Source organism: Paenibacillus sp. LS1, assembly GCF_026013365.1.
In the GTDB taxonomy this organism is placed as follows: domain Bacteria; phylum Bacillota; class Bacilli; order Paenibacillales; family Paenibacillaceae; genus Paenibacillus.
In genome coordinates this window covers 98,555-121,810 of record NZ_JAPDOE010000004.1, presented here as the reverse complement: position 1 = coordinate 121,810, position 23,256 = coordinate 98,555, and the positions used below count along the sequence as shown (strand labels likewise).

16 protein-coding genes are annotated in these 23,256 nt (G+C 47.1%); 7 read left to right on the top strand and 9 right to left on the bottom strand.

Annotation, left to right across the window (positions count from 1 at the left end):
• Positions 1–165: 165 nt before the first annotated feature.
• The 3 genes from OM416_RS17710 to OM416_RS17700 all read left to right on the top strand — a co-directional run bounded on the left by OM416_RS17710 (position 166) and on the right by OM416_RS17700 (position 2,257).
• Entirely contained in the window at positions 166–1,083 is a 918-nt protein-coding gene (locus tag OM416_RS17710; protein WP_264931690.1) for a helix-turn-helix transcriptional regulator, read from the top strand.
• An 83-nt stretch (positions 1,084–1,166) separates the two neighbouring features.
• Positions 1,167–1,676 carry a DinB family protein gene (locus OM416_RS17705; protein ID WP_076331899.1) on the top strand — a complete coding sequence of 170 codons (510 nt, stop codon included), beginning with the start codon at positions 1,167–1,169 and terminating at the stop codon, positions 1,674–1,676.
• A gap of 11 nt (positions 1,677–1,687) precedes the next feature.
• Complete coding sequence (locus tag OM416_RS17700; protein WP_264931689.1) at positions 1,688–2,257, top strand: YdeI/OmpD-associated family protein; 570 nt, start codon at positions 1,688–1,690, stop codon at positions 2,255–2,257.
• A gap of 65 nt (positions 2,258–2,322) precedes the next feature.
• Here OM416_RS17700 and OM416_RS17695 read toward each other — a convergent pair whose 3' ends face one another.
• Positions 2,323–3,195 carry a helix-turn-helix domain-containing protein gene (locus OM416_RS17695; RefSeq protein ID WP_397351877.1) on the bottom strand — a complete coding sequence of 291 codons (873 nt, stop codon included), beginning with the start codon at positions 3,193–3,195 and terminating at the stop codon, positions 2,323–2,325.
• 166 nt (positions 3,196–3,361) lie between these two features.
• On the opposite strand from OM416_RS17695, the gene OM416_RS17690 reads away from it, so the two are divergent.
• Entirely contained in the window at positions 3,362–4,885 is a 1,524-nt protein-coding gene (locus OM416_RS17690) for a glycoside hydrolase family 43 protein (protein WP_264932078.1), read from the top strand.
• A gap of 307 nt (positions 4,886–5,192) precedes the next feature.
• Positions 5,193–7,493, top strand: coding sequence for a helix-turn-helix domain-containing protein (locus OM416_RS17685; protein ID WP_264931688.1), 2,301 nt, complete (start codon positions 5,193–5,195; stop codon positions 7,491–7,493).
• 201 nt (positions 7,494–7,694) lie between these two features.
• Here OM416_RS17685 and OM416_RS17680 read toward each other — a convergent pair whose 3' ends face one another.
• The 8 genes from OM416_RS17680 to OM416_RS17645 all read right to left on the bottom strand — a co-directional run bounded on the left by OM416_RS17680 (position 7,695) and on the right by OM416_RS17645 (position 19,269).
• A complete protein-coding gene (locus OM416_RS17680; protein ID WP_264931687.1) occupies positions 7,695–8,747 on the bottom strand; it encodes a glycoside hydrolase family 18 protein in 1,053 nt (350 codons plus the stop codon).
• A 5-nt stretch (positions 8,748–8,752) separates the two neighbouring features.
• Positions 8,753–11,383, bottom strand: coding sequence for a transglutaminase domain-containing protein (locus OM416_RS17675; protein ID WP_264931686.1), 2,631 nt, complete (start codon positions 11,381–11,383; stop codon positions 8,753–8,755).
• A 7-nt stretch (positions 11,384–11,390) separates the two neighbouring features.
• Positions 11,391–12,413, bottom strand: coding sequence for a carbohydrate-binding family 9-like protein (locus tag OM416_RS17670; RefSeq protein WP_264931685.1), 1,023 nt, complete (start codon positions 12,411–12,413; stop codon positions 11,391–11,393).
• 63 nt (positions 12,414–12,476) lie between these two features.
• Entirely contained in the window at positions 12,477–13,763 is a 1,287-nt protein-coding gene (locus OM416_RS17665; protein WP_264931684.1) for an alpha-L-fucosidase, read from the bottom strand.
• Between the two features lie 95 nt (positions 13,764–13,858).
• The gene (locus tag OM416_RS17660; RefSeq protein ID WP_264931683.1) at positions 13,859–15,454 is read right to left on the bottom strand and encodes an extracellular solute-binding protein; all 1,596 of its coding nucleotides are present in this window, start codon (positions 15,452–15,454) and stop codon (positions 13,859–13,861) included.
• A 41-nt stretch (positions 15,455–15,495) separates the two neighbouring features.
• Positions 15,496–16,404 carry a carbohydrate ABC transporter permease gene (locus tag OM416_RS17655; protein WP_264931682.1) on the bottom strand — a complete coding sequence of 303 codons (909 nt, stop codon included), beginning with the start codon at positions 16,402–16,404 and terminating at the stop codon, positions 15,496–15,498.
• Between the two features lie 16 nt (positions 16,405–16,420).
• Positions 16,421–17,392 carry an ABC transporter permease gene (locus OM416_RS17650; RefSeq protein WP_264931681.1) on the bottom strand — a complete coding sequence of 324 codons (972 nt, stop codon included), beginning with the start codon at positions 17,390–17,392 and terminating at the stop codon, positions 16,421–16,423.
• A 953-nt stretch (positions 17,393–18,345) separates the two neighbouring features.
• The gene (locus OM416_RS17645; RefSeq protein ID WP_264931680.1) at positions 18,346–19,269 is read right to left on the bottom strand and encodes an S-layer homology domain-containing protein; all 924 of its coding nucleotides are present in this window, start codon (positions 19,267–19,269) and stop codon (positions 18,346–18,348) included.
• Positions 19,270–19,631: 362 nt separating this feature from the next.
• Between OM416_RS17645 and OM416_RS17640 the strand changes: the two genes are divergently transcribed.
• Both OM416_RS17640 and OM416_RS17635 read left to right on the top strand, forming a co-directional pair.
• Positions 19,632–21,374, top strand: coding sequence for an ABC transporter ATP-binding protein (locus OM416_RS17640; RefSeq protein ID WP_264931679.1), 1,743 nt, complete (start codon positions 19,632–19,634; stop codon positions 21,372–21,374).
• The gene (locus OM416_RS17635; protein ID WP_264931678.1) at positions 21,367–23,184 is read left to right on the top strand and encodes an ABC transporter ATP-binding protein; all 1,818 of its coding nucleotides are present in this window, start codon (positions 21,367–21,369) and stop codon (positions 23,182–23,184) included. Before OM416_RS17640 ends, OM416_RS17635 begins: the two co-directional genes overlap by 8 nt.
• Positions 23,185–23,256: the final 72 nt, after the last annotated feature.

Below are 23,256 nucleotides of genomic sequence, written 5' to 3'. Positions count from 1 at the left end.
GCGATCCAGCACTCTTTTTTTGTTTTCTCTCACTATAGAGCATATTCAAGCTTAGCCGCCGAAGGATTAGAAGGATACGAGTTGACGAACTCCCTTCCGGTTCATATTGCTGTGATATAATAATGGCCTGGAATGACAAAATGGAATAACGGGCGGGGATAGCTTTTGAAATTGGAGCGATTAATCTCAATCATATACAAACTGTTGAACCACGAAGTGTTGTCTGCCTCCACCTTGGCGGAAGAGTTTCAGGTATCCGCAAGAACGATCTATCGGGATATTGATGTGATCTGCGCAGCTGGCTTCCCGGTTGTCTCCCATCAGGGACTTAAAGGTGGCTACGGCATGATGGACGGATACAAAATGGATAAAAGCTTGCTCGGTTCGTATGATGTCGATGCCCTGATTACGATCCTTAGCAGTCTCTCCACCGTCTTTGAAGACGCGCGTGCACAGGGAACGATTGAACGTCTGCAAACCATTGGACCGGAGCATCAGACCTCAAGTCTATCCGTGGATTTGGAGACACGTCGAACAGAACCTGATGCCCTTCCTAATCTCCGTACAGGAATTACGAAGCATCAGGTTGTGCGTTTTGACTACATCAATACGAAGAATGAACATACTCCCCGCCAGCTGGAACCGGTAAGACTTCATTTTAAATATCGTAATTGGTATGTTTATGGATTTTGCCAGACAAGGCAGGATTATCGGGAATTCCGACTGTCCCGGATGATGAATGTGCACCTGACATCGGAACACTTTCAACCACATCTTGAGCTTCCTCAAGAGAATCTTGTGTCAGATCCATCATGGCAAGATCAGATTAGTGATGTTGTTTTTCGAGTGAAACCGGAATCGCTATCGGAAGCCATGGATCATTTTCAACAGGCAGATAAGCAATTTCACGAGGATGGAAGTATGACGATGCGCATCCAGGTCCATCAGCCGTTACAAGCCAAGTGGTTATGGTCGTTTCTACTCAGTTTGGGCAGTGGCGCCGAGGTGCTTGAACCGATTGAATTACGAAGCATTCTGAAAGAACAACTTCGAAATGCACTTAACCTCTATGAAGAAGTATGACACGCTGTTGTCATACTTCTTTTTTTATAATTATCTCAGTAAGTTAACCCAATCCACCCCCAAATTAAAGGAGACGATCATCCATGAATCATCCGGTACAAATGTATAATTATCACGCATGGGCCAACCAAACCATCCTGAGCAGAATCAAGGAACTGCCCTCTTCCGTACTGAGTCAGGAAGTGAATAGTTCGTTTCCAACCATCGCTCATGCACTCAGCCATATCTATGCAGTGGATAAGATGTGGTACCTGGTGTTAACTGGCACAGGTATGCCCGAGGCACTGCAAGCATGCATACCTCTCAATAGTGAAATTCACGGTTCTGTGGGTGAGTACATTCAATGTTTTACCGACCTGTCAGCACAATACAGTGAGTGGTTACGGGGCCAAGCTGATCTGGAGCAAACCGTTCTGCTCGATAATCCATTTGCCGGAGTTCGCGAAACCAGTTTATCGGAAATGGTATTCCATCTGGTAAATCACGGGACCTACCACCGGGGCAATGTATCTACTATGCTGCGTCAATTGGGGCACGCCTCCATCATGAACGACTATTCTCTATTCTGGTATCAAGAACCGGCTCAAGTATAGACAACGATTCGATGGAAAATGTACATTGTATCCCCGTGACATCGAGGGATGAATTGAGAAATTGGTTGCAAGAGCACGGAAAAGTCCAGAAATCTTGCTGGGTCATCGTAAGCATGAAACCAACTTCGGATGCCCTGCTGTACTTGGACGTGGTTGAAGAGTCGCTGTGCTTTGGATGGATCGATGGAATCAAAAAGAAAATATCCGAGACCCAATTAGCACAGAGATTGTCTCCTCGAAGCCAACGAAGCTCTTGGACTGAATTGAACAAGGAACGTGTCCGCCGTCTTGAAAAGTTGGGCTTCATGCATGACGAAGGTAGAAAGGTTCTTCCTGTTATGGACCCGAATGCTTTCATTATCGATGGTGTAATCGAACAAAGGCTGAAAGAGGATCAGCAGGTTTATGCGAATTTCATCGCCTTCCCTGCTCTGTATCAAAAGATTCGGATCGATACGATCCAAAGTGTGAAACAGCAGCCCGCATTATTCCAGAGTCGATTGGACAAATTCATAACCAATACGAAGGAAAATAAAATGTACGGTCAGTGGCATGATAACGGACGGCTTTTGGATTATTAGCGTGTCTCTGAAAAACATTAAACAGGACTTCCCTATGCGGAGGCCCTGTTTTGTTGTTTCCCATATTAATGATTTTGCCTGTATGTTTTGGGAGACTTGCCATAGGCTTTCTTGAATTGACGGGTGAAATAATTACTGTCGTTAAATCCGCATTCATATGAAATTTCCGTAATGGACAGGTTCCCGTTTTTCAATAAATGACATGCCTTTTCCAGACGCAACTTCTGCAGATAAGAGATCGGAGTCATCTGATAATAGGATCGAAAAATCCGATTCAGATGCCTTATCGAGATGTTCGACTTCCCCGCAATGTCCTCCAGCGACAATGGCTCCAGATAATGATCTTCAATATATGAAATGGCATTCGCCAGATGCATCAGATTGTTGCCCTCAATGCCCTTTTCCTGCGTATCATATTGCCTCGACAAATATACAACCATCTCCGTTAGACGTGAGATCAACATCGTCTGATAGCCTTGCTGTTTACTGTGATACTCCTCAATCATGAACGATATCAACGATTCGACATACTCCAGACTGGAAATGGATAACGCCAGTTTACTCGGAAATGAGTGGGTATTGCGATAGAACGGTTCCAAAACAAACAGTGCCTGGAAGCCGTTGGATTTCCTGAGATCAGGCCCAGCCGAAGCAAGCATCTCGGGACTGAACATCACGTTACAGATCCTAAAATCATGAGGGTCTTTATACGCATGATGGGTGTCACCATTGATGACAAACGCGTTTCCTTTTTTAATAAAAAATTCCTCGGTGTTCACCACATGAGTTGCATGACCATTCAGAACAATCACAAGTTCCGTAAAATCCATATGATTATGAAGCTCCATGTCCTCAACGTGTCCACCATACTGAATGAAAAACGGAAATTGTTGATGATCTGAAGTAAACCATCTCAAATAGGCATTACTCAAAAGCATTCCCCTCCACGAACATTGTTGGGCTGAATGTCTATATCATGCTATTCCAGGACCGAAAAATCAAGGTTTAATATCCTTAAAACCGTTATAATTCGCCTTGTAGCAAGGATTCTCTAACATGTCCAGATTCGTACTAAACTCTCACAATGAATAGGAGCATAACATGATGAAATATACCAATCCGGTCATTCCGGGTTTTTATCCCGATCCAAGCATCTGTCGTGTAGACGAAGACTACTATCTGGTGACCAGTACCTTTGAATATTTTCCGGGTGTGCCTATTTTTCATAGTAAAGACCTTGTGAACTGGCGACAGATCGGCCATGTCCTTACTACCACAGAACAGCTCCCTCTAGCGAACGCGGGCAGCTCTGGCGGCATTTATGCTCCAACACTCCGGTATCATGATGGCTGGTTCTATATGACAACAACCAATGTAAGCGGCGGCGGAAATTTTTATGTACGTAGTACCCAGCCCGAGGGACCGTGGTCTGCTACGATTTTTGTTGATCAGGACGGCATAGATCCCTCTTTCCTCTTTGATGATGATGGACGTGTATACTTTCAAACTGCTTGTAATGGCAATGAAGGCGAAGGTATCTATCAGTGCGAGATAGACATCACAACCGGAGCCAGACTGACCAATAGTCGATTGATATGGAGAGGAACCGGAGGCGCGGCCCCCGAGGCTCCCCACTTGTACAAAATAAACGACCTCTACTATCTCATGATCGCCGAAGGTGGAACCGAGTATGGTCATATGGAGACCATTGCTCGAAGTGCAAATCCATACGGACCATTTGATCCGTGTCCTCATAATCCGATTCTGTCCAATCGCAGCATGAAATCCAGTATCCATGCAACCGGGCATGCAGATCTTGTCCAGATTCAGGATGGAAGCTGGTGGGCCGTATGTCTGGGCCTTCGTCCCGCAGGTTACCCCATGCGACACCATCTGGGACGCGAAACGTTCCTGGCACCCGTCACTTGGACGGATGGCGGTTGGCCGATGATTGGTGTGCACGGACATATTGAGCCGGAGATGACTAGACCTTCGTTGCCTGAGCACCCCTGGTCGCATCAGGCTATCCGGGATCATTTTGAGGAACCAACATTGAACATGAACTGGATCTTCCTGCGGAACCCGGCTCCGGATAGTTGGACGCTCACAGTAAATCCCGGGCAACTCATCCTGCGGGGTCATCCGGTTTCGCTCGATGATGGAAGAAATCCATCCTTTGTCGGGCGTCGATTGAGCCATTTCTTATGTAACATGGCGACCGAACTGCATTATGAGCCAAGTGCAAGCGGCGGTGAAGCTGGTTTAACCGTATTTATGAATAATAAATATCATTACGATTTGGCTGTAACACAGATCAACGGCCAGAAAAAAATCATACTACGGCGAACTGTCGGTTCTCTACGAACTGTACAGATGCTTGACTGTGAGAAGGGTCCGGTTGTTTTACAGATCAAGGCCGACCGTAATCACTTTACGTTCCTCTACCAGCAAGGCTCATCCGATGCCATCGAAGTAGGTTCAGGGGAAACCCATCTGTTATCTACCGAAGTAGCAAGTGGTTTCACAGGTGTTATTGTAGCTATGTATGCCTACGATCCATCGGGGGAACGCACCCCTGCAAGTTTCGATTGGTTCGACTATGAACCTCTGGAAGAATTATCATTTTAACTCCTATATTCAATAATAAAAAATATAATATATGATCAGCTAAAATTTATCCCCTTAAAGTAGACACTCTCTGAAAAGCCTTATGTGGTAGCATAAGGAAATGAGTGAACTTCGAGGGGATTTTGCTATCGTTATATCTTTCTTTATATTTGCTCTGAAATTTATAAAAGAACCATTGCTTTATTAGAGAAGTTCTCCTAGTATTTTTAGAAGGAACACCCCAGCAGCTCCCGTCTTGGCAATACCTTCACTGTCCATATGAGAGCGCTATCGCTGCAGCACGAAAGATAAACGGGAGGTTGCAGATATGAAATGGAATCACTTCAAGTCCAAGCTTCTGCTTAAGTACACACTATCCTATATCTCCATTTTCCTGATCCCTCTTGTTATTTTAACCATCATTATTTATCACAACGCTGTGGACACGCTCCGTTCAGAGATTGAACAGACCAATGTCAACCAGCTCACTCAAGCCAAAACTGTCATTGATGATCGCATGAAGGAACTGCAAGACATCGCGTTTCGCATCGCCTACGATGAGCAGTTAACGCGGTATTGGACCCACCATCCGTACTATAGCCGAGAATCGATTGGCGCATTGGTCAAATACAAAGCCACCAGTTCCATTATTGATGAGCTGTTCCTATTCTTCCGAGGAGATGATAACATCTACTCTTCTCAAGGCTCTGAAAATCTGAATGTATTTACTGGCCGCTACAAATTTAATACATGGAATGAAGCGGACATGATCCAGGATTTGAATAACGTGCAGTCTCCCACGATACGACCGGCGGAGCAGGTCGTTCAAGGAACCAAAATACCCAACTCCATGCTGGCCTACCTTGTACCGATTGCGCCTAACAATACGCCCGCCCATGGAACCGTCATGTACCTGATTCACGAGTCCAATCTGACGGGCTTAATTGATACCATCCTCAGTGATTATCACGGAATGACTTATATTTTCGATAATTACGGGCAAGTTCTGGCAGCCAACTACAAAGGAGAAATTATTACCGAACAGGAAGTCAGTGCTCTGTTTGCACTTGAGCCCGGAACGCACAGCATCTCCTTAAACCAGGAACCGCATTCAGTCGTATCCGTTAAATCGGATGCGGGCTGGACTTATGTAACCGCTATGCCCAGCAACCAATTTTTTAGCCGGATTGTCCATATTCGCACCTTTGTTGTTCTTGTTTTCTCCTTCATGGTGGTGATGGGCACGTTCCTCGCTATTATGTTGGCCCGAAGACAATACCATCCGATTTCAGACTTAATGGAGTTCATCCGGTTGAAAAATGATCCTGATCCGCCCTCAACCACCAATGAGCTGGAATGGATCAAGAAAACACTGCACGATTATAGTCAGCGCGTGGATCTTCAGGAGCCTTACGCTCGTAATCATATTTTGCTTATGTTGCTGAAGCACGGCCATACCGGAGATTTCCCCTCTGAGTTTACCGACAAGCTCGGTATACGCTTCAACCGATCCCATTACTTTGTCATGATTATGGGCTGGGAAATGCATGCTTTCCCTATCGGTGATAACACTGAGCAGCGAACTGCCATTCAGTTAATGAACGAAGTGGAATTGCCAGAGATCTCTGCATATGCTTACGGCGTGGAGCTCCCTCAAGCAGACCGAATGGCTCTCATCGTCGGATGTGATGCCGAAGTCGGCCATGAATCCAACTTGAATACTCGTATGGAATCTATTGTTGAATCACTACAATCGATGGTCGCAGATCACGTCGGAGTCGCTCCCGCAATCGGGATCGGCAACAGCTACAATTCTCCATCGCAGCTGAACCAATCATACATCGAGGCATCGACCGCACTGGAAGCATCCATGCTGCACGGACAAGGCAGCAGTACCTTCTTCAACGCGCTTTCCGGTTCTAGTGAACCGGATTCTTCCTTCTGGGTCCCTAAAGATGTACTGCTGAAGCTGGTTCAGAGCTTAAAACAGGGTAGCTATGATGTGGCGGTTCAGATGGTGTCGACCGCGTTAGACAACCTGAAAGCCGAAATGCCGTCGGTACCACTGCTACGTTGCATCTGCTTTGATATTCTGAATACCATGCTAAAAACCGCCTCGGAGCTTGGAATGCATCATGTGGTTAATCAACTCCCAAGAATCACATCCTATGACTCACTGGAGGATTTGGAGAAAAAACTGACAGGTCTTGCCGCCGAAATCTGCGCCCATGTCGAGGCAAAGAGCGAAACGGAAGAAAGCTCCATGATGAATGAAATCGTTGCTTATATTGATGCCAACTTCTCGGATTATGACCTCAGTCTCGGTACGATCTCATCTAAATTCACGATCTCTTCATCGTATTTCAGCCGTTCCTTCAAAGAAAAGATCGGTATGAATTTTACCCAATACATTTGGCAGAAAAGGATGGATGAAGTCATCCGACTACTGCTGCATACTACCGATCCGTTAAAAGATATCATCACGCGTGTCGGTTACCTGGATACACCAAACTTCATCCGCAAATTCAAGAAAGAGACGGGTTATACCCCAGGGCAATACCGTAAAATGCACCGTCCCAACGGCTCCGCCGATTCCCCGGATGATGATGACGAGGAATGTATTGGCTAAATGGAGCTATCGTCTCTGTGATGGTTACATCTCAGAACAGTAAACAGTGTATATGAGAGCGAATAACATGTGCCAGATTCAATAGACCAAAATAACGCAAACAAGGGGCCGTCCTATAAGTCATGAGCATGACTATAGGACGGCCCCTTCGTATGTTTTTAGTCCATATACATCATCTGACCCGTCGGCTCCCTGAGGTGTTTATCCTATTTTCCCAGCCGGAAGATCCTGCAGCCCTTGATGTATAGCACCCAGTAGACGGCGGGTCGGATCACAGCCGTACTCCCAGAACATGATTCCGGCCAGACCTTGTTCCTTTACGTAATCACATTTGCATTGGATCGACTCTTCATCATCATAAGATATTAGGCTGGACCCATTAAACAGAAAAGGTGCACAGGCTTCTTCATCCCAATAACGAGTGTAACCATTCTGGTTAATGTACTTCGCTTCCAGCTCGGCAAATGACGGACCGTAGCCGCCTGTGCTGCCAGCCATTTGATGGAGCCCGTGGTTTTGATCAGGAACTTCAGTCCAGATCCGGGAATAAAACGCAGCACCGATCACAATTTTCTCCTTCGGAACACCAGCGCGAACAAAAAGGTTCACAGAAGCATCCGTACTGATTCGAAACAAATCTCCTGTTGGCGTGTACAGATTCGTATGGTGCCCGGTCAGAATCTGAAAACCACCGCGCATGTCATAGGTCATCAACTGGACGTAGTCCAGGTACTGCTGCACCTCAGCCATCTCTGTACCGTCTACGTAGTATTGGTCAGCCCCTGCCGCAATGGTGAGCAGATAATGACGACCTTCCTCGGCTCCCTTGGCATCCAGTGACTCCCGCATCGTCTTGAGTAACAACGTAAAATTCCGTTTATCATCAGGACTGGATGCGATACCAGCTTCACCATAACAAGGATACTCCCAGTCCAGATCAATCCCCTCAAAAGGGTATTCCTCCAGTACCCGGACCGCAGATGCAGCCATGCTTTCCCTCCCCGCCCGGGTTGAGGCAGCCTCTGAGAAACCGCCAGCGCTCCATCCGCCAACAGACAGCAGTACCGTAAGATTCGGATGCTCCCGCTTCATGTTCCGGATAACGTGACCGTTCTTTAAATGCTCGATGGTGATTTCATCATTCTTAACATGTCCGAAGGCTACGTTCAGATGTGTTAACTTCAACAGATCCTCATGTGTCATGTTGGAAAGAACTGAATCCACGGCATAACCTACAGCAATATATTTCGTCATTCTCTTCACTCCGATCCGTTCGATGATTGAGATATCGCAGCAGCAATCTGCAGGGCTTCCTTCCCTGTACCGATCTTGTACCCGGAAGCCAAATACCGAATTTGATGCTGAGCATCCAGCACGAACAGATGCGGATAACCCGCTTCGTAAGCCGCAGGCTTTGAAATGAAACCCGACAAGGAAGCATAACTGGAATCTCGTACAAAAACCGTGCGTACAGGCAGCTTTGGATAACCAGCAGGGTCAAAGGCAGCGTTCCATTCCACATCTCCGATCATGAGTACGATTGGTATACCCAGCTTATCCAGTGGCTCTGCCAGCTCGCAAAGTTCACGAAGCAGATGTTTGGTCGGTTCACGCTCCGGTTCAATCCAGGCAGCAATGGCACCCTCGGATCCCAGAAGTTCCTCCAGCTCTACCTCTGAACCATTCAGACGAGTCAGTATGCTTCCTGGTACCAGTTTACCCAGTACAGGAATATCAACCTCAGTCTCGCGATAAGTCAATACAACCTCAGTTGTATCTCCGGTGTTCACGGTAAAGTAAACGAAGCGCACTTTTACGGTTCCATCTTTCAGGCGAATGCCTGTCGTTAAGCGATAAACGCCTGGTTCAACCTCATATGGCTCGCTATAGACATCCGCACTGCCATAAGGATAAATCAACGTCTTGTAGACACCATCTTCCAGACGGGCAAACGAGAAATTTTCGAAATAAGATGCTTCAGGTGTATCCTGCGAAGCCTTTATATCCCTACAAAGTTGGAGCATTCCCCAGCTTGTGCTCTCCTGAGTTTGAGTTGAAGTGAGACTAAACGCATCCTCCCAGCCTCTGTCACTTAGGTACTGTGGTTTCTGTGCACTCGGATGTAATCGTGCCGGAATACCCAAACTGCGGCATACAGCCACAAACAAAATATCCAGCGACTGAGCATCGCCCTTCATCAGACTAAACGTCCCGATCGGATTCCCTTTGCCTTTTAGATTAGGAAGATCTTCATAGTATTCGTATTCCTGTTCCAGCATTTGGAGAAGCATCGCAGGATTTTCCCTAAACGCTGCTGCTTTGTCAGCCGAAAAGGCATTCTGGAATACGCCTCGATAAGGAACCAGCATCTCATAGGAAATCCGCGGACACAGGATGTATCTCACAAACGTACCTTCAGACCATGATCCTTGTTGCGAGAGCGCACCGACTAGATGATCATCCAGCGTCTGGCGAAAGGTATCAGTTAAATCTTTTTCATTCATCGACTCCAGCAACCGGAGCGGCCATTCACCGTATGAATTGGAACATTCCTCTAGGAAAGCTGCAATTTCACAACTGTTCCCCCTTGCTTTCTCGAGAATAGCCCATACACGTACTGAGGGCAGTCCGACCACTTTAGCCAGCGAGACCGCTTCCTCCTCACCCAGGAATGTGTCCTCATACTCGCTCCGGGTCTGCGCCCCTTCCTCCAGACGACGATTGTGAATCTGGATCTTCTCTTCCGGTAATGCAATCACTACCTCTCCCTCCCCTTCCGGAGGAGGAACTATATCAAAATCTGTGATCCCTGTGGGCTGCTCTGACGAGTCCAATACAAGTTCTACAAGCTCGCTTTCCTGAGCCTTGAATAGGATTTCACTCCACTTGCCGCCACTGACCGCACGAATCAAAAGGTCGCCATAACCTGTCTTAAAAGCAGCTTCCCCTTGTGCGTCCGTGCTAATTTCGGCAATCGGATAGAATTCAGCCGAATTGTACAACTCAAAGCGGACGCTCGCTCCGGGTACGGGCTCTCCATGCTCATCTTTCACCTTCACACAGACTGTTCGCGTTGGCGCATAGTTCTCAAGCAAGTTGATTTCGGTAAATCCCTTCTCGGAGAGCGTAATATCCTCTGGTCCGGGATAGTCGGCATAGATCCTCGTATTAATCAGCATGGCCCTGCGGGCTGGCGGGCTGAACCATCCCTGGTTCAGACGAGCTTCCGGCTCGCATGCCCCGATGTAATACCATTGACCATCTGCCCAGGCTTCTACCCAGGCATGATTACTGTCACAGTGCGCCCAACGCGGCGTGTAGACCTGGCGAGCAGGTATACCGATGCTGCGAAGAGCGGCCACCGCCAACGTGGATTCTTCGCCGCATCGGCCACGAGCATTCCGGATCATCGTCAGCGGTGATATCGTACGCAGATCGCTGCCGATATAGGTCGCTTTCTCATGACACCAGTAATTGGTCTCCAGAATGGCATCGGCCATGGATAACTTCGTTGTCCGCTCGGCTAATTCGTCATATATCAAACCGCGGAAATCTTCAATATTTTCCGTATTTATCCGATAAGGCAACACAAAATGAAGGAACAGATGATCAGGAACGCATGCTCCCCAAGGTACACGCTTGCGGATATCCAAAGCCTGGCGCACATGGCTCAAGAACAGGTCCCCGTTATAATCAGCCATGTCGTTTACCGGCATATAGGCATATATATACTTCAATGCCCAGGTCTCTTCTTCCGTTAGCCCCTGTTGAAAGATATGAAACAACTCTGATTTGCGGGCCTCTGCAAAACGTACCTTTTCCTGAAACTTCTGCTCGATCCTCTCCAATGACTGTGCATCAAGGGAAAATACTAAGGTTTGGCTGGTCATGATTAGCTCACTCCTTCCACAGCTTTCCGTCTTCCCGAATACAGATTAAGGTAGTGCCGTCCGAGGAAGGCGTACTAATCTGAAATAAACTACGGGTTGTTTCAATTACAGGCTGACAAATCAATGATTCCTCACCCATAAGCAGCTTCAAATCCTGTGTAAATTCACCATGGGTTTCATAATAATTGCGTTCACGGTAATAAAGCCTGCGAAGCTCCCATTTAATTCGCTCGTCTTCCGGCAACTTAAACGACTGATCGGTTCCGTCATCCGAGAATACGACATAGCCCCACAACTCCGGGTAATGCATGTTGATAATACCCATAGGTGACCACACCCAGTTGTCTTCCGGATAAGGTTTGCCCGTATCTGGATTCAGCACCTTGCGGTACTCACCGTCCTGCACCTCGGTCCGCCACTCTACGCGCGAGAAGTTGACACGCCAGAACTCACCGGGTGCAGGCGGACGGTTTCCTTCGGCACACTCCTGTAGACTGGTCCAGGGTATTGCAACTTCCACGCTCCATTTCCGATTATCAGCCCCAGGATTATTCAGGTCACCATCGATATATACGGCCGTCTTGAGACCGCTGATATCCCATCCATTGACCGGAGGTCCGCCATCCCGATACGGCTTCACCAATAGCAGGTCCCATACCGTATTGAGTGCATTGATCTCGAACTCATAATATTGATGGGAATCCCCATCGGGATCGATAAAAATCTCGAAGTCATTGTCATAAAAAATAACGGAATCACGCTCAGTCAACGTAGCCCAGATCTGATCTTCAATCAGCTCGGCAGCAAAATAGAAATAGTCGTCATCCCACAGCATTTTTACCCGTGTCTGTTTCCCTGGCTTCGGACGAAGATCCCCTTCGATATCAACGAAATCATCCGTCCAAGGGGCCGCATCCCAAAATGCCTTATCCACACGGCCGTCTAAGACCAGCGGTTCCTGCGCACGATTGCATATATAATGTTTGGGAGCATACTCAATCTTGGGTTCCGGCACTCCACTTCTGTTCATGTCGCTCTCTCCAATTCGTAAGGGAGGGCATGCATCTATCAGCGCACACCCTCCCTGTAATGGTTAGTTATGGGTGACAACGGCTCCAGAGCCGCCATACATTTCCAGCTCCTCATCGAATTCGAGCTTAAGAACGGTCACCTGTTCATGTGTATCCTCCGGGGTCATCTTAATCCACGTTGTTCCCGGGATATTGAACCAAGGCACGCCCCCATGAATCTCATGATGAAGCTCTTTGCCCGAATGCAGCACGGTAATTTTCTTGATCGGATTGCAGAGACCTTTGATGCACACATTCTCTTTTGGCTCGTCATACACAAATAGGTACAATGACTTTCTGTCCTCTGATACGGTGCTTCCCCCAAAATAATAGCGAGGCATAATCCCTTCTCCCGTCCCGAAAACAGCCTCCTCATGGATCCGAATCCATGTTCCCAGCCCAAGCAGGATGTCCTCCTGCCTCTGATCGATGGTCCCGTCTTCACGCGGGCCGATATCCAGTAACATATTTCCGCCCATCGAAATACAATCACAGAACATTCGAATGATCTGATTAAGTGATTTATATTTATGATCTGTTGGCACATAACCCCAAGATGTGTTGATCGTGGTACAGAATTCCCAGAGTCCCTCTGGTCTTGTAATCGGAATGCCCTGCTCCGGCGTCTTGTAATCTCCATAACCCTGCAGACGGGAGTTGATGATGATATCCGGGTTGAAGGATTGCAGGTAATGCTTGAAGTCCGGCAGATTCCACTGCTCGGCACTTCGTTCCCAGTCCCCATCGAACCACAGCAGATCCACTTTTCCGTAATTCGTCAAAATCTCTTCCAGTTGATGGTTATTGAATTGCAGGAACTTCTGCCATTTCTCCTGATCCTGAACGCCGTCCACAGGACTTGAATGCCGGTTGACACTGCTGAGGTCCTCTGGTACTTTTCCGCCTTCATATACGCTGGGATAATCCGGGTGCGACCAATCGATCAGCGAAAAGTACATCCCCAGATGAATGCCCTTCTCCCGAATCGCTTCTGCATATTCCCTCACGATATCCCGATTCGCGGGTGTCTGTTTGACGACATTGAGGTCACTATACTGCGTATCCCATAGAGCAACACCATCATGATGCTTCGTTGTCAGCACGGCATAGCGGGCTCCAGACTTTTCAATCAAGTCCGCCCACTTCTCCGCATTGAATGCCGATGCCGTAAAACCATCCAACTGTTTCATATATTCATCATAGGATATCCTGCCATTATAGAAAGACCAGGATTCCGCAACCCCGTCTACAGCATAGATGCCATAGTGAATGAATATCCCCAGTTTGGCTTCTTCAAACCATTTCTGCATATCTGCCCACACCCTCCCCTGAGAATTCATATATGAGAAAAATCATTGAACCTAATCATTGTCCTTCTTCATGGGATATATATTGACAGACTTTTTTATTGGCCGGTATTCCAGCGGTCATATGCCCCCTGATACAGTTCGATGATACGGTCGCTGCCCATTTTCTTCAGCTGCGCAATGTATTTATCCCAGTTCTCAAGCGGTTCCTGGCCGGTCACGAACTTCGCTTCCATCTGCTTAACGTACGTATCCAGATCAGACAGTAAGGCCGTCGCTTCGCTTTGTTCTTCATTCGTCAGATAAACGTTAGGAAATGGAGCTTTTCCGATAGGTACCAACTTCTCTTGATTCTGCTGGTCAATCCACTCATCAAATTCGGTGCGAAGCCCTTTCGCTACATCCGGATCATTAATGCCCGGTGTCAAGATACCAAAGTTCGGCGTGATTTTACCCCGGTATTCCTCACGATCACCGCCGCCAGGAACAGGAAGCCACTCTTTGACATGATTTTCCTTGTCTTTGAATTGCCACAGCACGCCTTCAGGACCTTGATTGAACAGGGTCGCTCCTTCGTAACTGTATATATAGTCGATCCAGCGCATCGTCGCCTCAGGGGACGGGTTGCTGCTCGTAATAGCAAAGGTACCGCGAGCCGACATCCCCGGATGCTTGCCGTATACAGGAGAGTCTGCAACCTCGCTCTTCACGGGCGTCATCAGCGGATGTTCCGTGCTAGGTTCACCTCCGAGCGTGAAGTACGGATGGTAATCGTTGAACAGCGCAAGTTTGTTACTTTCACCTTTTGCTTTCTTCTGATCGCCTGTTTGTGAGAAGGTCTCATGATCCAGCAAATCTTCCTTCCACAAGCGGTTCATGAATGTCAGATAACCTTTGTAACCTTCTTCTTGATAAGGATAGTGAACTTTTCCGTCTTTATCGGAATAGATCCCTTCGTTGTACATTCCCCAGAAGCCGAAGAAAAACATGCGAAGATCATCCAGTTTTACAGAAGTAAGCGGAATTTCATCTTGCTGGCCATTGCCATTAGGGTCTTCTTCTTTGACACGCTTAAGATACGTATACAATTCTTCCGTAGTCTTGGGCTCATCTACATTAAGCGTCTTTAGGAATTCCCCGTTGTACCACATCGGGCCTCTGTACCACACAGCCGCCGTGTCAATGAATGGGAGTGCATACATATGCCCATCAGGCGTTGTAAATGATTTACGAACATCCGGGTTCTCATCGAGGATCTTTTTGATATTGGGCGCGTAACCTTCGTCAATGTATTTTTCCAATGGGATCAGAATCCCCTGGCTGCCATAAGTTACTTGCTCCGCTGGTTTGAGATCTGCAGCATAGAACATATCCGGCAAGTCCCCGCTCGCAAAAACCAGATTTTTCTTCGTTTCAAAGCTGTCGATCGGTGAAAGCTGGTATTCCAGCTTGATGCCTGACAGTTTCTCCATTTCTTGCAGCACAGGCATCGTGCTCCAATCAGCTACACCCGCATCCTGGGACATAACCTTCAACGTTAGCGTTTCATCTACAATGGGGAAGCCTTCTTTTTTGACCCCCTCAACCTTGGAGGTTGAGCTTCCGTCTTCATTGGTTGAACCACAAGCTGCAAGCAATGTTGCGAATAAGGTGAGACAAAGTGTAATGGATGAAGCCTTGTGAAGCTTTTTCATGACAACAACTCCCCTTGTTTAATGTGGTATATGGATTAAGATCATCCCTTAACGGAACCGATCATAACACCCTGGACAAAGTAACGCTGGAGGAATGGATAGACTGCAATGACCGGAAGGGTCGCAACAATGATGACAGCATATTTAACCAGCGCAGCGATCTCCGCTTTGGTATTCATCGCTGTTGCTGATGAGGTATCAATCGCGCCTCCCCCTTGAGCCGCCATTTCCTGAAGCACCAGAATCTGGCGCAGAAAGAGCTGCAACGGATACTTGGAGGAATCGTTCAGATAGATCATGGCACTGAAATAGCTGTTCCAGTGTCCCACTCCGTAGAAAAGCGCCATCACTGCAATGATTGGCATGGAAAGCGGGAGCACGATTTTGATGAACAACCGGGTGTTGGTACACCCATCAATATGTGCCGCTTCCTGAAGTTCCTTGGGAATGGTCGATTGGAAGAACGTACGGCATACGATAATATTCCAGATGGATGCAGCTCCTGGCAGAATAAGTGCCCACATGCTGTTGACCATGCCAAGATCCTTAACCAGTAAGTAACTCGGGACAAGCCCTCCGCTGAAGAACATCGTTACCATAAACATTGCCATGAAGAAACCTCGTCCCACAAAATCCGAGCGACTAAGCGCATAGGCTGCTGGTAGCGTGACAATCAGGTTGACGATCGTACCTACGACGGTGTAGATGACTGTATTTTTGTACCCGATCCAGATGTTGGTGTTCTCAAACACCCGGGCATAGCCTTCAAACGTTATTCCTTTTGGAAGCAGCCACATTTCACCGGAGCTTACGTATTTGGGATCACTGATTGAAGCACTGATGATGTATAGCAGCGGATACAACACAATGACGAGCGCTATCGTCAGATAGATGTAATTGCACAATAAGAATAATTTATCGCTTCTGCTTTCTTTCACTGCGGTTGACATGTGTTTTCCCCTCCTTTTACCACAGGCTGTTTTCACTGGTGCGGCGTGCAATCTGATTCACGGTAATAAGCAGAATCGCATTAACTACGGAGTTGAACAATCCCACCGCCGTAGAGAAACTGTATTGCGCATCGACCAGACCGGACCTATAAACGAATGTCGAGATGACATCGGACGAGCCCATGTTAAGCGGATTTTGCAGCAGCAAAATTTTCTCGAATCCAACGCCCAGAATACTGCCCATATTCAGAATTAACAAAATGGTAATCGTAGGGATGATCGCTGGAATGTTAATATGTAAAATCCGTTTGAACCGGCTCGCACCATCCACCACAGCTGCTTCATGCAGTTGGGGGTCCACACCCGATAGAGCGGCAAGGTATATAATGGTGCCCCAACCTGCACTTTGCCAGACTCCTGACAGCACATACACTGTCTTGAACCACGCAGGGTCCGTCAGAAATTGAGGTGCCTGAAATCCAAGGGCCTCCACCAAATTAACAATCATGCCTGACGAGGGTGACAAAAAGGTAATGATCATCCCCGACATCACGACGACCGAAATGAAATGAGGTGCATACGTGACGGTCTGCACGGTACGCTTGAAGAAGGAATCCTTTACTTCATTGAAAGCTAACGCAAGAATGATCGGCAGCGGAAATCCTATAGCCAGCTCATACAAGCTGATGCTAAGGGTATTCCATAGTAAGTCCCAGAAATAATAAGAATTGAAGAAACGGATGAAATGATCAAATCCTACCCATGGACTTCCCGTGACACCAAGTGTAGGGATAAAGTTTTTGAAAGCGATTTGTATGCCATACATCGGACCATAATGGAATATCAGAAAGTATAGAAAGGCTGGTGCGATAAAAAGATACAACTCCCAGTTTCGAATCATCCTTCTCCATAATTTATTTTTCTTGCTGTTCGGATTCGTGTTTACCGCTAAGTTTTGCGACAAGGCGGGCTTCCCATTTGGCTGCATCAGTAGTTTCCTCCTTTTCTAATGAAAATCCGGCCTTCCCACTCGATTGGTAACGCTTACATACCGAGTTTATGGTTCATTTGCGAATCCGTAAATATGCCATTTTCAATCTTCACTTCTAAAATCACGGAATATACTGTTAAAACGGGGGTTTACACTTTTGTTTCCAGCTTGTCATTGTCATTTTGGGGATGTAAAACATGTAGAATTTGACTCATTTCCTCCTACAGATGTCATTTGGAGTTTCATCACATGGACTTGGAAAGATGTAAAATCTAAACAGAGGTTAGAAAACAGGCCTTAAGTCAAAACCCACATATACTTATTGGACATGGTATTTATGTCTAAAAGCATCATACTCCAGAGAAAGACAATAAAACGTCGAACAATAATGTAATATTTTCTACCATACACATATCGCATATTACAAGCCCGTAATTGCTTGCCTTTATTCTATAATTCTCCTCTCTCTTTCGTATATATGTTGTTTTTATCTTTGCCTATAGGATACACAAAAGCTTGTAAACACTGGAGATATGGAGCTGTATATGTAGTTTTTGCACAAGGCATAGCAGCCGATATTCTTAAGATTTTTGGGAAAAGCCTATAAAAAAAGCCACTCGGGTAACTCGAATTGGCTTTATAACCTAAACAAATATTGCTTTCACTCTTCGAATACGAGAGATTTTTTTGTTAATTAACATGACATAAATAACTTATTACACTTCATACGATGTAACTTAATATATCACATTAAAGAATAGTAGTTATCTTGCAACTTGACCGAGATGAATTCGCTCCACCCTTCTTCCCGTTTCGATCACCAGGAGCCATCCGCATTCTTAGCGGTTGACAGCCTAGGTACAGCTTCCCACCTCAACTAAAAAACCCACCCTCCATGCACGCATGAAGGGTGGGTTTAAGTTAAGCTATATTCTGTTCAGGAGAATTGATTACTTCCCAGAAGGCTGAGCTTCTGCCGTATAGCCTGTTGGGATATCCGCTTCTGCAGTCACATTTGTAATGACCATTGGATACATCATGTCCGGATCAGGTTGAATAATGGAATAGAGTACGATGGCACGTCCATCCTTCTCCAATTTCACATCATCAATCTTCAGTCCATAACCAGGGTGTGGCATTTCAGCACTGAGTTTAACTTTGGTTGTTTTGTCATCAACCTTCGTCGTTGTTACTTCAGGTACAATCGCTTGTTGGCCTTCACCTGGATTGGTTGGAGTTGGCTCTGCTGAGCCGCCATTGCCGTGTTTATCCACAAATTCGAGTGCATTGAAGATCATGCTTGCAGCCTCCATACGGGTAAGCGACTGATCTGGACGGAAGTTACCGTCCTTATCCAGTTCAATGATGTTCATGTTCAGCAGGTTCTGGACTGCAGATATGGCGTCCTTACCGATTTTATTTTCGTCCTTAACAAGATTATACTTCATGATGACCGGATAATTCCCGGTTGTGTTAATTCCTTCATGCAGCAAAATAACAAACTGCTCGCGTGTCATCTTACCCTGCGGATTCACTTCTACCGGAACGGACAACCCGTTTTGCGTAGCCGCTTGAACAGCGTCAGCATACCAAGTGTCTGGACTAATTTTATCCTGAGCGGAAGACGCAGCGTATGCATTTTTCAGACCAAATGCATTCACAATCAGTTGAACACCCTGAGGCTCGGACAATGCAAGATCTGGACGGAACAGATCCGCCGTTACTCCGTTAACAATGCCTTTTGATTTCAAAGAATCCACAACCGACTTCTGCCCTTCATCCTTCACATCTGAAAAAGCGAGTACCGATGCACCTCCTGCTGTCAAAGAAACGCAGAGCGCAAGTGTTGCAGCCAATCCTTTTTTATGTTTCATTTCCTGGCACCTCCATATGATTAGTAAAGCCTATTTTTTACCTCTTCATCCCTACAGACGGGATACCCTTAGAAAATGTTTCAGTAATTTCGACAAATGGTGAATACAACACGGGAACACGACATACATCTCTTCCCCGCCGTAGCTAATCCGATCCATTTTCTTTTTGCTAACTGACTTCGTTGACATCGATTCGGATTAGCGCAAAAATAAGAATAGAGAAATCTATCGGATGACGGATAAACAACGAACTAGATCGCATACAGTAAGAGGGCACGACGCGCTAATAACAGGTGTCGGCCCTTTTCTTGACTTCACCTGCCTGAACTGACTTCACCTATAACAAAAGGAGAACAACGCTTATGTCCAAGAAAGGATTACTTCGCGGTTATGTTGTGTCGAACTGGCCTATCTATCTGGTTGCTGTTCTTCTGATCATCGCCTCCAATGTCGGGCAAGCATCCTTGCCCCGTATACTTGGCAGCTTCACGGATCAGTTGATGCAGAACACACTTCAGATGCAGACCGTCGTAAGGTACAGCCTGTCCCTTTTGGCTATTGCCATCGGGTATAATCTGCTGTTCGGTACCGGGCAATTCATGATTATGAAGCTGGGTCGACGCTTCGAATTCATGACACGTGAGCGTATATTCAGTAAGTTTTCCGAACTTAGCGAGCATTATTTCTCCAAACAGGGGAACGGAAAACTGCTCAGTTATGTCATGAATGACGTGACTTCCGTCCGTGAAGCCATATCCAACGGTGTGACACTCATGACCAATGCCACCTTCCTGCTGTTATCCTGTATTGTCATGATGCTGCTTAGCGGGATTCCGCTGACGCTTATTCTGATCAGTGTTGTTCCTTTGCTGGCGATTCCATTTCTGGTCGTGTTTTTTGGTCCTCGGATTCGCAAACGCTCTCGTGACGTACAGGAAGCTCTTGCAACCATGACGGAATCTGCAGAAGAACAGTTGGGCGGCATTCGCGTAACCAAGACGTTTGCTATTGAAGACAGTGCTCGTGCGCGCTTTGGAACTACCGTCGATGAGATCAAGAGCAAACAGCTTCGACTCGTTCGTCTGTCTTCCTTGTTTCAAGCATTGCTCCCGCTGCTGGGAGCCATCTCATTGGTCGTTTCTCTGCTTGTCGGAGGTATTATGACAATGCAAAATTCTATTACACTCGGGAGTTTTGTCGCTTTAACCTTATATCTGCGCATTATTATGGGACCGCTTCAACAGATCGGTAATGTCATTAATACCGTTCAGCGCTCGGGCGCATCCCTGGAGCGAGTGAATGACCTGCTGAGCGAAGTAGCAGATGTGCGTGAGCTTCCTGAAGCTACAGCACTCCAAACCGTACAAGAGATCACCATGGAGAATCTAACTTTCTCCTATCCTGGCAGTTCATCTCCTGCTCTCAAAAACATTCAACTGAATATCCGTGCCGGGCGAACGGTTGGGATAGTAGGCAAGACCGGCTCAGGGAAAAGCACCCTCGTTAAGCTATTGCTGCGTACATATGAACCACCTGAAGGAACAATCCGCATCAATGGTACAGACATTCGGCAATTGTCCCTTGAAAGCCTGAGATCACGCATCGCCTATGTCCCTCAGGATGGATTCCTGTTTAGCACCACCATTCGGGATAACATCGCATTTAGCGACCGGGAAGTATCGTTGGAGACAGTCGAGCATAGTGCGCGCCAAGCTATGATCTATGACAATATTGTCCGTTTTCCCGACCGCTTCAATACCCTACTTGGCGAACGAGGACTTACGCTATCTGGAGGACAACGGCAACGTACAAGTCTGGCGAGGGGATTGATCAAACAGGCGCAGCTTCTCATCCTCGATGACAGCATGAGCGCGGTTGATGCCGTCACAGAAAGTGGGATTCTGCGCAGCCTGCGTGAGATCGGCAAAGGCAAGACCACATTAATCATTTCTCACCGCATCAGCGCGGTCCGTCATGCGGACCATATTATCGTTCTGGATGAAGGACGAGTTGCTGAACAGGGAACACATGCTCAGCTGATGGCTGCCAAGGGGTTATATGCAGCAACCTACCGTTTGCAGGAGGAGGGATTACATCATGTCTAACGCTAACGCTGAACTTCGCCCAGATGAAGAGGCCGATCAAAGTAAACGAACTTCGTTTAAGGCCATGATGGCATACGCCAAACCACATAAATGGGCTTTTGCCGGTATCTTCTTCTGTTCACTGCTTGGCATATCGGCAGATCTGCTACAACCCTATCTGGTGAAGATCGCCATCGATGATCATCTGGCCGTAGGCCAGACCAGTGTCGGCTTTCTCGTTCAGCTCGCAGCCATCTTTCTCGGGCTGGCTGTCATCAGTTTTATTTTTACCTATATCCAGAATAATCTGTTGCAGCACGTGGGACAGAACATTGTATCCCGGATCAGAAAGGACCTGTTCAAGCATATCTCCAAAATGTCCATGTCCTTCTTTGACCGTTTCCATATCGGCAGCCTGGTCACGAACGTATCCAGTGATACGGAAACCATCAGTAGCTTTTTCACGCAAGTACTGCTCAGTCTGATTCGAGATGGCATGATGCTGGTACTCATTATCGTCTTTATGTTCCAGCTTGATCCGGTTCTGGCGAGTTACTCCCTGATCGTTCTGCCTGTGATTGCGGTGGTTGCGGTATTATTCCGAAGTCGACTGCGAAAAGCATATCAAAATGCTCGTATGCGTCTTTCCCGCTTGATTGCTTTTACGGCGGAAAACCTGTCCGGTATGTTCTTAATTCAAGCTTTTCATCAGGAAGAAGAACAGAAGAAACGTTTCTCGGAACAGAATGCGCTCCATCTGAAAGCCAACATCGCTCAAGCCCGCTCCAATGTCATATTCAACCGAACATTTGATATCCTTGGCAATGCGGCACTGGTCATGATGGTTTGGCTTGGAGGTCGCGCCGTACTGGGTGAGTCCCTGCAAGTTGGGGTACTGTACGCGTTTATCAGCTATATTCGCCAATTCTTTCAACCGATTAACCAGATTACGATGCAGTGGAATACATTCCAGTCTACTACCGTTTCGATGGATCGCATCTGGAACATTCTGAATACGCGACCGGAAGTTGCCGATCCCACACCCAAACTTGCATCGTCACTGGAACCTCAGAATGTAATGGGACAGATTGATTTTAATGATGTATCGTTCGGTTATCGGGCTGATCGGCCCTTGATTCAGCAGATGAACCTGCACCTCTATCCGGGTGAGATGGTAGGTATCGTGGGCACAACAGGCGCTGGCAAAAGTACATTGATCTCCCTGCTCAATCGCTTCTATGATGTAGACAAGGGCAGTATTGAGATTGATGGCACCGATATTCGCCATTTGCCACAGACCAAGCTTCATCGGATCGTGGGTCTGATTCAACAGGAACCCTTCCTGTTCTCCGGTTCCATCATTGATAATGTGAGAATGTTTCGAGAGGATATTACGCAAGAGCAGGCAATTGAGGCTTGCCGGTTTGTCGGGGCACATGCGATGATTTCACGTTTGCCTCAAGGATATGATACACATCTATCCGAACGCGGAAGCGGACTATCCGCCGGGGAGCGGCAGTTGATTTCATTTGCCCGGATCGTAGTGTTCCAGCCCCGAGTGCTCATCCTGGATGAGGCAACCGCCAATCTGGACTCACACACGGAACAGCTCGTGCAGCAGGCGCTGGAATCGGTATCCCAGGGACGCACCACCATTGTCATTGCTCATCGCCTGTCCACAGTGATGCATGCCGATCGAATTCTGGTAATGGAGAATGGCGAGATTGTGGAGGAAGGACCGCACCAGGAACTAATCGCAGCCAAAGGCGTGTATGCCGACTTATACACCCATGCGCGTGATGCAGGTAAAAATTCAGCTATATCAGGGTAATGGAACTGAGTTATAGTAAACAAAGAACGTTGAACATGCCGCTCTGCTCATGCAGGCGGCACGTTTGGCATA